The organism is Streptomyces sp. NPDC046862 (assembly GCF_040704615.1).
In the GTDB taxonomy this organism is placed as follows: domain Bacteria; phylum Actinomycetota; class Actinomycetes; order Streptomycetales; family Streptomycetaceae; genus Streptomyces.
Genome location: NZ_JBEYXP010000022.1, coordinates 46,882 through 61,014, shown reverse-complemented (window position 1 = coordinate 61,014; position 14,133 = coordinate 46,882). Strand labels below are relative to the sequence as shown.

11 protein-coding genes are annotated in these 14,133 nt (G+C 70.1%); all 11 read left to right on the top strand.

All coding sequences use genetic code 11. The annotated features are described in order from the left end of the window. Window positions 1-3 precede the first annotated feature (3 nt). The 11 genes from AB0959_RS24445 to AB0959_RS24395 all read left to right on the top strand — a co-directional run bounded on the left by AB0959_RS24445 (window position 4) and on the right by AB0959_RS24395 (window position 14,069). Window positions 4-1,965: a penicillin-binding transpeptidase domain-containing protein gene (locus tag AB0959_RS24445; protein WP_366828633.1), complete on the top strand. Its 1,962-nt coding sequence runs from the start codon at window positions 4-6 to the stop codon at window positions 1,963-1,965. A 256-nt stretch (window positions 1,966-2,221) separates the two neighbouring features. After that, entirely contained in the window at window positions 2,222-3,742 is a 1,521-nt protein-coding gene (locus tag AB0959_RS24440; RefSeq protein WP_366828739.1) for a UDP-N-acetylmuramoyl-L-alanyl-D-glutamate--2,6-diaminopimelate ligase, read from the top strand. Between the two features lie 4 nt (window positions 3,743-3,746). Beyond that, the gene (gene murF / locus AB0959_RS24435; RefSeq protein WP_366828632.1) at window positions 3,747-5,153 is read left to right on the top strand and encodes a UDP-N-acetylmuramoyl-tripeptide--D-alanyl-D-alanine ligase; all 1,407 of its coding nucleotides are present in this window, start codon (window positions 3,747-3,749) and stop codon (window positions 5,151-5,153) included. After that, a complete protein-coding gene (gene mraY, locus AB0959_RS24430) occupies window positions 5,153-6,244 on the top strand; it encodes a phospho-N-acetylmuramoyl-pentapeptide-transferase (protein ID WP_366828738.1) in 1,092 nt (363 codons plus the stop codon). Before murF ends, mraY begins: the two co-directional genes overlap by 1 nt. Next, complete coding sequence (murD, locus tag AB0959_RS24425; RefSeq protein ID WP_366828631.1) at window positions 6,226-7,659, top strand: UDP-N-acetylmuramoyl-L-alanine--D-glutamate ligase; 1,434 nt, start codon at window positions 6,226-6,228, stop codon at window positions 7,657-7,659. Before mraY ends, murD begins: the two co-directional genes overlap by 19 nt. A 118-nt stretch (window positions 7,660-7,777) precedes the next feature. Continuing rightward, window positions 7,778-9,118: a putative lipid II flippase FtsW gene (ftsW, locus tag AB0959_RS24420; RefSeq protein ID WP_366828630.1), complete on the top strand. Its 1,341-nt coding sequence runs from the start codon at window positions 7,778-7,780 to the stop codon at window positions 9,116-9,118. 6 nt (window positions 9,119-9,124) lie between these two features. Next, window positions 9,125-10,219, top strand: coding sequence for an undecaprenyldiphospho-muramoylpentapeptide beta-N-acetylglucosaminyltransferase (murG, locus tag AB0959_RS24415; protein WP_366828629.1), 1,095 nt, complete (start codon window positions 9,125-9,127; stop codon window positions 10,217-10,219). A gap of 139 nt (window positions 10,220-10,358) precedes the next feature. Continuing rightward, entirely contained in the window at window positions 10,359-11,144 is a 786-nt protein-coding gene (locus AB0959_RS24410) for an FtsQ-type POTRA domain-containing protein (protein WP_366828628.1), read from the top strand. Window positions 11,145-11,422: 278 nt separating this feature from the next. Beyond that, the gene (ftsZ, locus tag AB0959_RS24405; protein ID WP_366828627.1) at window positions 11,423-12,610 is read left to right on the top strand and encodes a cell division protein FtsZ; all 1,188 of its coding nucleotides are present in this window, start codon (window positions 11,423-11,425) and stop codon (window positions 12,608-12,610) included. Further along, a complete protein-coding gene (gene pgeF, locus AB0959_RS24400) occupies window positions 12,607-13,344 on the top strand; it encodes a peptidoglycan editing factor PgeF (protein WP_366828626.1) in 738 nt (245 codons plus the stop codon). Before ftsZ ends, pgeF begins: the two co-directional genes overlap by 4 nt. Further along, window positions 13,344-14,069, top strand: a complete 726-nt coding sequence (locus AB0959_RS24395; RefSeq protein WP_366828624.1) for a YggS family pyridoxal phosphate-dependent enzyme — start codon at window positions 13,344-13,346, stop codon at window positions 14,067-14,069. Before pgeF ends, AB0959_RS24395 begins: the two co-directional genes overlap by 1 nt. Window positions 14,070-14,133: the final 64 nt, after the last annotated feature.

Below are 14,133 nucleotides of genomic sequence, written 5' to 3'. Positions count from 1 at the left end.
GAAGTGTCCGACAGGGAACCGCCGCGCCGCCGCGTACCCGGACCCGCCAGGCCCGTACGCCCGGGCAACCAGCGCCGCCCCGGGACCGGCGCCCGCCCCGGGACCGGCGCCCGCCGCCCGGGCACGGCCCGCCCCGGCGCCCCCAAGCCCCTCCGGCTCGGCAGTCCCCGACCGCGCCTGCGCCTGGTGAGCCTCGCCCTGACCCTGGTCATGATCGCCTTCGTCGTACGGCTGCTCCAGGTGCAGGCCGTCGACGCCGGCGAGTACACCGCCAGGGCCGAGCAGGACCGCTTCGTGGGACACGTCCTGGCGGCCGAGCGCGGCGAGATCACCGACCGCGACGGTGTGGCCCTGGCGATCAGCGTCGACGCCAACGACATCACGGCCGACCCCACGATGTTCACCCGCGAGCAGACGAAGATCGCCGACGCTCCCGAGCAGGCCGCCGCGCTCCTCGCACCGATCCTCGGCGAGGACCAGGAGACGATCGCCAAGAAGCTCAGGACGAAGAACACCCAGTACGTGCTCCTCGCGCGCCGTCAGCTGCCGGAGGTCTGGAAACAGATCAAGGACCTGAAGACGGCGCTCACGACGCAGGCCGCCAAGGACCCCGACACGGTCAACGTCCTGGCCGGCGTCTTCCAGGACCCCAGCAGCAAGCGCGTGTACCCGAACGGCGACCTCGCCGCCGGGATACTGGGCTGGGTCGACGCCGAGGGCAAGGGCGCCGGAGGCGTCGAGCAGCAGCTGAACAAGGAGCTCACCGGCAAGGACGGCAAGATCCGCTACGCCCAGTCCGGCGGCCGCCAGGTGCCCACCGTCAGCGCCACCGAGACACCCGCCGTACCGGGCTCCAACGTCGAGCTCACCATCAACCGCGACATCCAGTGGGCCGCGCAGAACGCCATCACCGACCAGGTGAAGGAGTCCAAGGCGGACCGCGGCTACGTGATAGTGCAGGACACCCGGACCGGCGAGATCCTCGCCATGGCCAACTCGCCCGGCTTCGACCCCAACGACCTGTCCAAGGCGAACGGGGACGCCCTGGGCAACGCGGCCCTCCAGGACGCCTACGAGCCCGGCTCCACCGCCAAGGTCATGTCGATGGCCGCCGTCCTGGAGGAGAACGCCGCCACTCCGCTGACCCATGTCGTCGTACCCAACCGGCTGCACCGCGGCGACCGCCTCTTCAAGGACGACATCGACCACCCGACCTGGTACCTCACGCTCAACGGCGTGCTCGCCAAGTCCAGCAACATCGGCACCATCCTGGCCACCGGCCAGCTCGGAAAGACACAGAAGCAGGCCAACCAGGTCCTCTACTCGTACCTGCGGAAGTTCGGCCTCGGCAGCTACAGCGGACTCGACTTCCCCGGCGAGACCAAGGGCATCCTGGCGCCGCCGGCCGCCTGGTCGACCTCGCAGCAGTACACGATCCCTTTCGGCCAGGGCATGTCCATCAACGCGATGCAGGCCGCGTCCGTCTACTCGACGATCGCCAACGGCGGCGTACGGATCGATCCCACGCTCGTACGAGGCAGCAAGGGACCCGACGGACGTTTCATTTCCGGCCCCAAGCCCCGGCAGACGCGGGTCGTGAGCGAGAAGACGGCGAAGACCCTCGCCCGGATGCTGGAGTCCGTCGTGGACGACGAGGAGGGGACCGGTACCGCCGCGCGCATCCCCGGCTACCGGGTCGCGGGCAAGACGGGTACCGCCAACCGCGTGGATCCGGCCACGGGGAAGTACCGCGGCTACACGTCGTCGTTCGCCGGCTTCGCACCCGCCGACAAGCCGCGGATCACCGTCTACTGCGCGATCCAGAACGCCACCAAGGGCAGCTATTTCGGCGGCCAGATCTGCGGACCCGTCTACAAGGAGGTCATGGAGTTCGCCCTGAAGACCCTCCAGATCCCGCCCACCGGGGCGAAGGCCGCGAAGCTGCCCGTCGCCTTCACGCCCTGATCAGCACCACCGCCCGCGACCGGCAGCACGGGAAAGACCGACCAGGAACCAGCTCGTGACGATGATCACTCCCGGCCCGGGGAACCAAGCCCCCCAGCAGGCCTCACCCAGTCCCTCGCCCTCCCGTCGCCCACCACCGCCCTTGCAGGACCGCGCTTCGCGCGGACTCCCTTTTAGCTCCGGCGGGGGTGAGCCCGGTACGCTCACCGCCGTGCCACACGCTGATCAGTCCCACACCACCCAGAAGGGCGTTCCCGTGACCTACCCGGGGCCGCCGCGGCCGACGCGGGTCTCCGCCACACCCCTCGTGGAGCTCGCCGGCCAGCTGGGTGCCGAGCCACCGGAGAGCGCCGCCGAGGTCACGGGCATCACCCACGACTCGCGCGCCGTACGCCCCGGCGACCTGTACGCCGCCCTGCCCGGCGCCCGCCTGCACGGCGCCGACTTCGTGACCCAGGCGGCCGGCCTCGGCGCCGTCGCCGTGCTCACCGATCCGACGGGCGCCGAGCGTGCCGCCGCCACGGGCCTGCCGGTCCTGGTCGTCGACGAGCCGCGCGCGCGGATGGGCGAGCTGGCGGCCACGATCTACGGCCACCCCGGGCGCGACCTGCTCCAGATCGGCATCACGGGGACCTCCGGCAAGACCACGACCGCGTACCTCGTGGAGGGCGGCCTGAAGTCCGTCCGCAGCACCGGGCTGATCGGCACCGTCGAGATGCGCATCGGCGAAGAGCGCATCAAGTCCGAGCGGACCACCCCGGAGGCCACCGACCTGCAGGCCCTGTTCGCGGTCATGCGAGAGCGCGGTGTCGAGGCGGTCACCATGGAGGTCTCCAGCCACGCGCTGGTCCTCGGCCGGGTCGACGGCTGTGTCTTCGACATCGGCGTCTTCACCAACCTCAGCCCCGAACACATGGAGTTCCACTCCGACATGGAGGACTACTTCGGGGCCAAGGCGCAGCTGTTCACGCCGAAACGCAGCAAACTCGGCGTCGTCAACCTCGACGACGAGTACGGCCGCCGGCTGGTCAAGGAGGCCGGCGTCCCCGTCGTGACGTTCTCCGCCGAGGGACACCCGGACGCCGACTGGCGCGCCGAGGACGTCACCGTCGGCCCGATGGACTCGACGTTCACCGTGATCGGCCCGAAGGACGAGCGGATCGCCGCGAGGTCGCCGCTGCCGGGCCCCTTCAACGTCGCCAACACCCTCGCCGCGATCGTCGCCCTCGCCGCCGCCGGCCTCGACCCGCAGACCGCCGCCGACGGCGTCGCCGCCGTACCGGGCGTGCCGGGCCGCCTGGAGCGCGTGGACGCGGGCCAGCCGTACCTCGCGGTCGTCGACTACGCCCACAAGACGGACGCGGTCGAATCGGTCCTCAAGGCGCTTCGCAAGGTCACCGAGGGCAAGGTGCACGTCGTGCTCGGCTGCGGCGGCGACCGGGACAGGACCAAGCGGGGCCCCATGGGCGCCGCCGCGGCCCGGCTCTCCGACACCGCCGTACTGACCTCCGACAACCCCCGCTCCGAGGACCCCCTCGCGATCCTCGCGACCATGCTCGAGGGCGCGGCGTCCGTGCCGGCGCACGAGCGCGGCGAGGTCCAGGTCTTCGAGGACCGGGCCGCCGCGATCGCCGCCGCCGTGGCCCGCGCACAGCCCGGGGACACGGTGCTGGTCGCGGGCAAGGGCCACGAGCAGGGCCAGGACATCGCCGGGGTGGTGCGTCCCTTCGACGACCGCCAGGTGCTTCGCGAAGCTATCCAGCAGACCCAGGGATGAACTTGTGATCGCCCTCTCCCTCGCCGAGATCGCAGAAGTCGTCGGCGGGCAGACTCACGACATACCGGACCCGTCGGTGCTGGTCACCGGACCCGTCGTCAGGGACTCCCGCGAGGCCGGGCCCGGCAGCCTGTTCGTCGCCTTCGCCGGCGAGCGCGTGGACGGCCACGACTTCGCCCGGCAGGTCGTCGAGGCGGGCGCCGCCGCCGTTCTGGCGTCCCGTCCCGTCGGTGTCCCAGCGATCGTCGTCGAGGACGTCCAGACGGCCCTCGGGGCTCTCGCGCGCCACGTCGTCCGCAAGCTCGGCACGACCCTCGTGGCCCTCACCGGCTCGGCGGGCAAGACCAGCACCAAGGACCTCATCGCGCAGGTGCTCCAGCGCAAGGCGCCGACCGTGTGGACGCCCGGATCGCTCAACAACGAGATCGGGCTGCCCCTCACCGCGCTCAGCGCCACCGAGGAGACGAAGTTCCTCGTCCTGGAGATGGGGGCGCGCGGAATCGGCCACATCCGCTACCTCGCCGACCTGACCCCGCCGAAGATCGGACTCGTCCTCAACGTCGGGTCCGCCCACATCGGCGAGTTCGGCGGCCGCGAGCAGATCGCCCAGGCCAAGGGGGAGTTGGTCGAGGCCCTGCCCGAAGAGGGCGCCGCGATCCTGAACGCCGACGACCCCTTCGTACGCGCCATGGCGTCCCGTACGAAGGCGAGGGTGATCCTTTTCGGAGAGTCCGGCGAAGCGGACGTACGGGCCGAGAACGTACGGCTCACGGACAGTGGACAGCCGGCCTTCAGCCTTCACACACCCTCCGGTGCAAGCGATGTGACCATGCGCCTGTACGGTGAGCACCACGTGTCGAACGCGCTCGCCGCGGCCGCCGTCGCCCATGAGCTGGGCATGTCCGCAGCTGAGATCGCCACCGCGCTCTCCGAGGCGGGCTCCCTCTCCCGCTGGCGTATGGAGGTCACCGAGCGTCCGGACGGCGTGACGGTCGTCAACGACGCCTACAACGCGAACCCCGAGTCCATGCGGGCCGCCCTCAGGGCGTTGGCGGCCATGGGCAAAGGGCGCCGCACGTGGGCGGTGCTCGGCAAGATGGCCGAGCTCGGGGACGAGGCGCTCGCCGAGCACGACGCGGTCGGACGGCTCGCCGTCCGGCTCAATGTCGGCAAGCTCGTCGCGGTCGGGGGCAGGGAAGCGTCCTGGCTGCAACTGGGCGCATATAACGAGGGTTCGTGGGGTGAGGAGTCGGTGCACGTGTCCGACGCACAGGCGGCGGTCGACCTGTTGCGCAGCGAGTTGCGCCCGGGAGACGTCGTACTCGTGAAGGCGTCCCGGTCGGTCGGGCTCGAGAGCGTGGCGCAGGCGTTGCTGGACGGCGGCGTCGAGGGTGAGGTTGCCGCCCGATGATGAAGCAGATCCTGTTCGCGGGAGTCATCGGTCTGTTCCTGACACTGGTCGGCACTCCGCTGCTGATCAAGCTGCTGGCGCGCAAGGGCTACGGCCAGTACATCCGCGACGACGGCCCGCGCGAGCACGCCAGCAAGCGCGGTACGCCCACCATGGGCGGCATCGCCTTCATCGCGGCGACGATCGCCGCGTACTTCCTGGCCAAGGTGATCACCGGCTCCCTGGACGAGGACGTCAACGCGGCGCCGACCTACTCGGGTGTGCTGGTGCTCGGCCTGATGGCGGGCATGGGCCTCGTCGGCTTCCTCGACGACTACATCAAGATCGTCAAGCGGCGGTCGCTGGGTCTTCGGGCCAAGGCCAAGATGGCCGGGCAGCTGATCGGCGGCATCGGCTTCGCGGTGCTGTCGCTGCAGTTCGCGGACAACCGGGGCAACACCCCCGCCTCCACCAAGCTCTCCTTCGTGCAGGACTTCGGCTGGTCCATCGGCCCGGTGCTGTTCGTGGTCTGGGCGCTGTTCATGATCCTCGCCATGTCGAACGGCGTGAACCTCACCGACGGACTGGACGGTCTCGCCACCGGCGCCTCCGTCCTGGTCTTCGGCGCCTACACGTTCATCGGTGTCTGGCAGTTCCAGGAGTCCTGCGCCAACGCGGCGACACTGATCAACCCGGACGCCTGTTACGAGGTACGAGATCCCCTCGACCTCGCCGTCGTCGCCGCCGCGCTCATGGGCTCCTGCCTGGGCTTCCTGTGGTGGAACACCTCACCCGCCAAGATCTTCATGGGCGACACCGGTTCGCTGGCCCTCGGCGGCGCGCTCGCGGGTCTCGCGATCTGCTCCCGCACCGAGCTGCTGCTCGCGCTCCTCGGCGGCCTGTTCGTCCTCATCACGATGTCGGTCGTCATCCAGGTCGGCTCGTTCCGCCTCACCGGCAAGCGCGTCTTCCGGATGGCCCCGCTGCAGCACCACTTCGAACTTAAGGGGTGGTCCGAGGTCCTTGTCGTGGTCCGCTTCTGGATCATCCAGGGCATCTGTGTGATTGTCGGACTCGGCATCTTCTACGCGGGATGGGCAGCGGACAAGTGACCTCCTGGCAGGGCATGCACATCACCGTCGCCGGCCTCGGCGTGAGCGGCATCAGCGCCGCCCGCGCCCTGGCCGGTCTCGGCGCGTCCGTCGTCGTGGTGGACGGCGGCGACTCCCAGGCGCTCCGCGAGAAGGCCGCCGCCCTGGAAAGCGCCCTCGAAGGCGTCCGGGTACGGCTCGGGGACGGCGACACCCTCCCCGAGGGCACCGAACTGGTCGTCACCTCGCCCGGCTGGAAGCCCACTTCGCCGCTGTTCGCCGCCGCCGCCGAGGCGGGCGTGGACGTCGTCGGCGACGTGGAGATCGCCTGGCGGCTGCGGGGCCCCGACGCCGCGCCCTGGCTGGGCGTCACGGGGACCAACGGCAAGACGACCACCACCCAGATGCTCGCCTCGATCCTGCGCGCCGCCGGCCTGCGTACGGCCGCCGTGGGCAACATCGGCACCCCGATCATCGACGTCGTGCTGAGCGACGAACCGTATGACGTCTTCGCCGTCGAACTCTCCAGCTACCAGCTCCACTGGGCGCCCTCCCTGCGCGCCCACTCCGCCGCCGTCCTCAACCTCGCCCCCGACCACCTCGACTGGCACGGCTCCATGGAGGCGTACGCCGCCGACAAGGGCCGTATCTACGAGGGCAATCGCGTCGCCTGCGTCTACAACGCCGCCGACAAGGCCACCGAGGACCTGGTGCGCGAGGCGGACGTGGAGGAGGGCTGCCGGGCCGTCGGCTTCACGCTGGGCACGCCCGGGCCGTCCCAACTCGGTGTCGTCGAGGGCATCCTCGTCGACCGCGCCTTCGTCGAGAACCGGCAGAAGAACGCCCAGGAGCTCGCCGAGGTCGACGACGTCAACCCGCCCGCCCCGCACAACATCGCCAACGCCCTCGCCGCCGCGGCCCTCGCCCGCGCCTTCGGGGTGCCCCCGCAGGCCGTACGGGACGGCCTGCGGGCCTTCCGGCCGGACGCGCACCGCATCGAGCACGTGGCGGACGTGGACGGAGTCGCGTACGTGGACGACTCCAAGGCCACCAACACGCATGCGGCGGAAGCCTCCTTGGCCGCCTACGAGTCGATCGTGTGGATCGCGGGCGGCCTGGCCAAGGGGGCGAGCTTCGACGAGCTGGTCGCCAAGTCGGCAAAGCGACTTCGCGGCGTCGTGCTGATCGGTGCCGACCGGGGCCTGATCCGGGAAGCGCTGGCGCGACACGCGCCCGAAGTGCCCGTCGTGGACCTCGACCGGACCGACACTGGGGCGATGTTCGCGGCCGTCCGGGAGGCGCGAGCGCTCGCGCGAGCGGGCGACACGGTGCTGCTGGCTCCTGCCTGTGCCTCCATGGACATGTTCGTCAACTACAACAAGCGCGGGGACGCGTTCGCGGAGGCCGTCCGCGAACTCGCGTCTGCCGACGGCTGACCCGGGTCGCCTTGCCTGGCGGCGGCGCCGGGTGGACCTGGGAGGGTACGCGTGACACGGATGTGGCTGGAGTTTCGTCGGCGGCCGTCTGCCGGCGGTGCGGCGCTGGGGGTCGCTGATGGTCAGTAGCCGTACCGGCCGTCCACCCCTCCAGCGCGTCACCCGCCGGCCCCCCGTTCCCCGTCCTCCGCGCGACAACCCCGTACGGCGGCTGTACACGCGGGCCCGGCGGGCCTGGGACCGGCCGCTCACCGCGTACTACCTGATCCTGGGCGGCAGTCTGCTGATCACCGTCCTGGGCCTGGTGATGGTGTACTCGGCCTCGCAGATCACCGCGCTGCAGCTGTCGTTGCCGGGGTCGTACTTCTTCCGCAAGCAGTTCCTGGCCGCCGCGATCGGGGCCGGGCTGCTGCTGCTGGCCTCGCGGATGCCGGTGAAGCTGCACCGGGCGCTGGCGTACCCGATCCTGGCCGGTTCGGTCTTCCTGATGATCCTGGTCCAGATCCCCGGGATAGGGATGGCGGTCAACGGCAACCAGAACTGGATCTCGCTCGGCGGCTCCTTCCAGATCCAGCCCAGCGAGTTCGGCAAGCTCGCGCTGGTGCTGTGGGGTGCCGACCTGCTCGCTCGCAAGCAGGACAAGCGGCTGCTGACGCAGTGGAAGCACATGCTGGTGCCGCTCGTTCCGGTGACGTTCATGCTGCTCGGGCTGATCATGCTGGGCGGCGACATGGGGACCGCGATCATCCTCACGGCCATCCTGTTCGGCCTGCTGTGGATCGCGGGGGCGCCCACCCGGCTCTTCGTGGGCGTGCTGTCCGTGGCCGCGCTGATCGGCGTGATCCTCATCAAGACCAGCCCCAACCGCATGGCCCGGCTGACCTGTCTCGGCTCCACCGACGCCAATCAGTGCTGGCAGGCCGTGCACGGCATCTACGCGCTCGCGTCCGGCGGACTCTTCGGTTCCGGTCTTGGCGCCAGTGTGGAGAAATGGGGCCAACTACCGGAAGCGCACACCGACTTCATCTTCGCCGTCACTGGTGAGGAACTGGGCCTCGCGGGGACGCTGTCGGTGCTCGCCCTCTTCGCGGCTCTAGGCTATGCGGGTATCCGCGTGGCCGGACGCACGGAGGACCCCTTCGTGAGGTATGCCGCGGGAGGCGTGACGACCTGGATCACCGCTCAGGCGGTGATCAACGTCGGTGCGGTGCTCGGTCTGCTGCCGATCGCCGGAGTCCCGCTCCCGCTGTTCTCCTACGGGGGATCCGCCCTGCTGCCGACCATGTTCGCCATCGGGTTGCTGATCGCCTTCGCACGCGACGAGCCCGCTGCGCGGGCGGCGCTTGCCATGCGGCAACCTCGCTTTGGTAGAAAGCGGGCTGGAGGCCCTCCGGGGCCTCGGAGATGGAACACGATGCGACGGCGTGCCCGGGTGGCGCGTCCGTCCGGAGAGCGGTGAATTTCGGTGCATGTCGTCCTCGCCGGTGGCGGAACCGCCGGTCACATCGAGCCCGCGCTCGCCCTCGCGGACGCGCTGCGCAGGCAGGACCCGTCCGTCGGGATCACGGCCCTGGGCACGGAGCGCGGCCTCGAGACCCGACTGGTGCCCGAGCGCGGCTACGAACTCGCGCTGATCCCCGCCGTGCCCCTGCCACGCAAGCCGACGCCCGAGCTGATCACCGTGCCCGGACGGCTGCGCGGCACGATCAAGGCGACCGAGCAGATCCTGGAGCGCACCAAGGCGGACGCCGTCGTCGGCTTCGGTGGTTACGTCGCCCTGCCCGGCTACCTCGCCGCCAAGCGCCTCGGTGTGCCGATCGTCATCCACGAGGCCAACGCCCGGCCGGGCCTGGCCAACAAGATCGGCTCGCGGTACGCGGCCCAGGTCGCCGTCTCCACCCCGGACAGCAAGCTGCGCGGCTCCCGCTACATCGGCATCCCGCTGCGCCGCTCCATCGCCACCCTGGACCGCGCCCGGGTCCGCCCCGAGGCCCGCGCCGCCTTCGGGCTCGACCCCGCCCTGCCGACGCTGCTCGTCTCCGGCGGCTCGCAGGGCGCCCGCCGCCTCAACGAGGTGGTCCAGCAGGTCGCGCCGTACCTCCAGCAGGCGGGCATCCAGATCCTGCACGCGGTCGGCCCGAAGAACGAACTGCCGCAGGTGCACCAGATGCCGGGTATGCCCCCGTATCTCCCGGTACCGTACCTGGATCGGATGGACCTCGCGTACGCCGCGGCCGACATGATGCTGTGCCGCGCGGGCGCGATGACCGTCGCCGAACTCTCCGCCGTCGGGCTCCCGGCCGCGTACGTCCCGCTGCCCATCGGCAACGGCGAACAGCGGCTGAACGCCCAGCCGGTGGTCAAGGCCGGCGGCGGCCTGCTGGTCGACGACGCGGAACTCACACCCCAGTGGGTGCAGCAGAACGTCCTGCCGGTGCTCGCCGATCCGCACCGGCTGTTCGAGATGTCCCGCGCCGCCAGCGAGTTCGGCCGCCGGGACGCCGATGAGCTGCTCGTCGGCATGGTGTACGAGGCGATCGCCTCGCGTCACCGCCAGTAACGCATCGGCGAGTGAGCCTAAGGGGCGCGCCGGTGTCGAGAGCGCGAGCGCGCGGAGGCCCGAAGGGCTGAGCACGGTCGGGCTCTCGACACCGGCTGAGGCGCCCCGGAGGTGAACCGAGCCAGGAAAGAGAGGGTCAGTGGCCGGACCGACGACCGCCGAGCGTGACGCCGACGACGATGTCCGGTCCGGCCCGTCTCCCGTCTGGAGGCTCCCCGGCTCTCGTAGGCTCATCATCCTTTCTCTCGCCCTGGTGTTGCTCGGCGCGTTCACCGTGTGGGTGCTGTACGGCTCCTCGTGGCTGCGCGTGGAGCGTGTATCCGTCTCGGGGACGCGTGTCCTGACCCAGGCTCAGGTGGACGAGACGGCCGACGTGCCCCTCGGGGCGCCCTTGATTTCCGTCGACACCGATGAGATTGAGGCCCGACTGCGTCAGAAATTGCCCCGAATTGACTCGGTTGAGGTCGTCCGTGACTGGCCCCACGGAATCGACGTGAAAGTGGTCGAACGTACTCCGGTTCTGATTGTCGAAAACCCCGGAAACGGGGGCAAGTACGCCGAAGTGGACGCCAAAGGCGTGCGATTCGCCACGGTTTCGGAACCCCCGAAGGGCGTGCCGACTCTTGAAATGGAGCTCGCGCGCTCCGTGGCCCTGCGCCGTTTCGGCGCCGACCGGCTGATGCGGGCCGCGGTGCGCGTCGCCGGGGACATTCCGGTCGCCGTCGCGCGGAGCGCCCGACTTGTCAAGGTCCGTTCCTACGACTCCATCTCGCTGGAGTTGACCGACGGCCGGACCGTCACGTGGGGCAGTAGCGAGAAGGGTCGCGCGAAGGCTCGAACGCTCACCGCTCTGATGAAAGCCGCCCCCGACGCACGGCACTTCGACGTGAGTGTTCCCACGGCCCCCGCGTCATCAGTGAGTTGACGCACATCAGCGCAGGCCAGCACCCTGGTTGGGCACTGCTACGGCTGATCACATAGGGTGAAAAGAAAAACGGGAGGTTCGGCGTGTTCGTTGAACGGGCGCCACTTGTCGACTTAGTGTCCTGTTCGGAAGAGTCAAGGGAACAGGCACACTGGTAACCCTAAACTTCAGGGTTAGGGTTCGGGTCGGCGATACGGACCGTCCCCATCGGCATCCGTCGTCGCGTCGTGGGCAGCCGCGAAGTGACGACCCGTAAATCGAGGCGAGAGGCCTTCGACGTGGCAGCACCGCAGAACTACCTCGCAGTCATCAAGGTCATCGGTGTCGGCGGCGGTGGTGTCAATGCCATCAACCGAATGATCGAGGTCGGTCTCAAGGGTGTCGAGTTCATCGCGATCAACACCGACGCCCAGGCGCTGTTGATGAGCGACGCCGACGTCAAACTCGACGTCGGCCGTGAACTCACCCGCGGACTCGGCGCCGGAGCCAACCCGGCCGTCGGCCGCAAGGCCGCCGAGGACCACCGCGAGGAGATCGAGGAGGTCCTCAAGGGGGCCGACATGGTCTTCGTGACGGCGGGCGAGGGCGGCGGCACCGGCACCGGCGGCGCGCCCGTCGTGGCCAACATCGCCCGCTCGCTCGGCGCCCTCACCATCGGCGTGGTGACCCGCCCGTTCACCTTCGAGGGACGGCGCCGCGCCAACCAGGCCGAGGACGGCATCGCCGAGCTGCGCGAAGAGGTCGACACCCTCATCGTCATCCCGAACGACCGGTTGCTGTCCATCTCGGACCGCCAGGTCTCGGTCCTCGACGCCTTCAAGTCGGCCGACCAGGTCCTGCTCTCCGGTGTCCAGGGCATCACCGACCTCATCACCACGCCCGGCCTGATCAACCTCGACTTCGCCGACGTCAAGTCCGTGATGTCCGAGGCCGGTTCGGCCCTCATGGGCATCGGCTCGGCCCGCGGTGACGACCGCGCGGTGGCCGCGGCCGAGATGGCGATCTCCTCGCCGCTCCTGGAGGCGTCCATCGACGGCGCCCGGGGCGTGCTGCTCTCCATCTCCGGCGGCTCCGACCTCGGTCTGTTCGAGATCAACGAGGCCGCCCAGCTGGTCAGTGAGGCCGCGCACCCCGAGGCCAACATCATCTTCGGTGCGGTCATCGACGACGCCCTCGGCGACGAGGTGCGGGTCACGGTGATCGCGGCCGGCTTCGACGGCGGCCAGCCCCCGTCCAAGCGGGACAACGTCCTGGGCTCGTCCTCCAAGCGCGAGGAGCCGACGCCCGCACGCCCCTCCGAGAGCCGCCCGTCCTTCGGCTCGCTCGGCAGCGTCAAGCCGAAGGAGGAGCCGGAGGTCAAGCCGGAACCGGTGAAGGACCTGTCGGTCTCCCCGCCGGTCCCGCCGTCCCGGTCCTACACGGACAGCGGGGCCGAGGAACTGGACGTGCCGGACTTCCTCAAGTGATAGCACGGCGTGACGCCGCGACCTCGGCGAGTGGCGCGCACTTCGCCTTCACCGACCGGTGGGGCGGGGTGAGCGCCGCTCCGTACGAGGAGCTCAATCTCGGCGGGGCGGTCGGAGACGACCCCGACGCCGTGCGGACCAACCGGGAGCTGGCCGCCAAGTCGCTGGGCCTCGACCCGGCCGAGGTGGTCTGGATGAACCAGGTGCACGGGCCGGACGTGGCGGTGGTCGACGGGCCGTGGGGCTCGTCGGACGTGCCGGGCGTCGACGCCGTCGTCACCACCCGGCGCGGACTCGCCCTCGCCGTGCTCACCGCCGACTGCACCCCCGTGCTGCTCGCCGACCCCGTCGCGGGGGTCGCCGCAGCCGCACACGCGGGACGGCCCGGCATGATCGCGGGGGTCGTGCCCGCCGCCGTACGCGCCATGGTGGAACTCGGTGCCGAGCCGTCCCGGATCGTCGCCCGCACCGGGCCCGCCGTCTGCGGCCGTTGCTACGAGGTACCCGAGGCGATGCGCGCCGAGGTGTCCGCCGTCGAGCCGGCGGCGTACGCCGAAACGAGTTGGGGCACGCCCGCGGTCGATGTGAGCGCCGGAGTGCACGCCCAGCTCGAGCGGCTCGGGGTGCGCGATCGGGAGCAGTCGCCGGTGTGCACGCTGGAGTCGCGCGATCACTTCTCGTACCGCCGCGACCGCACCACGGGGCGACTCGCGGGATATGTCTGGCTGGACTGATGGGCATGACGGACCGTAAAGCTCAACTCGCCGCGAACCTGGCGAAGGTGGAGGACCGCATCGCGGCCGCGTGCGCGGCGGCCGGGCGGGGGCGCGAGGAAGTGACCTTGATCGTGGTCACCAAGACCTACCCCGCCGCCGATGTCCGAGCCCTGTCGGAGCTGGGCGTGCGGCATGTCGCCGAGAACAAGGACCAGGACGCGGCACCCAAGGCCGCGGAATGTTCGGATCTTCCGCTTAGCTGGCATTTCGTGGGTCAATTGCAGACCAACAAAGTTCGTTCTGTGGTGGGTTACGCGGATCTCGTGCAGTCCGTCGATCGTTCCAAGCTCGTCACAACTCTGTCGAAGGAGGCCGTACGGGCCGGGCGTGAGGTGGGATGTCTCCTCCAGGTCGCGCTCGACGCGGAGGAGAGCGGCCGTGGTGAGCGAGGAGGTGTGGGGCCTGGCGGAATCGAGGAGTTGGGCGACCTCGTCGCGGGTTCGCCGGGGCTGCGGCTGGACGGACTGATGACCGTCGCGCCGCTCACCGGGCCGTACGTGGGTCGCCAACAGGCGGCGTTCGAGCGGCTGATGGATTTGTCGACCGTACTGCGCCGAGCTCATCCGGCTGCGAACATGGTCTCGGCAGGGATGAGTGCGGACCTCGAACAGGCCGTGGCGGCCGGGGCGACACATGTGCGCGTCGGTACGGCGGTACTCGGAGTCCGCCCCAGGCTCGGGTAACGTCGCCAAGAAGTCGGACCACAGCAGAAAATATGGTCATTACCGCTGATAGCGGGCATAACGA

What these genes read in the sequence shown, in the direction of transcription:
- mraY (WP_366828738.1), top strand. Translation starts at nt 5,153, where the DNA reads ATGAAGCAGATCCTGTTCGCGGGAGTCATCGGTCTGTTCCTGACACTG.
- murD (WP_366828631.1), top strand. Translation starts at nt 6,226, where the DNA reads ATGGGCAGCGGACAAGTGACCTCCTGGCAGGGCATGCACATCACCGTC.
- ftsW (WP_366828630.1), top strand. Translation starts at nt 7,778, where the DNA reads ATGGTCAGTAGCCGTACCGGCCGTCCACCCCTCCAGCGCGTCACCCGC.
- AB0959_RS24395 (WP_366828624.1), top strand. Translation starts at nt 13,344, where the DNA reads ATGGGCATGACGGACCGTAAAGCTCAACTCGCCGCGAACCTGGCGAAG.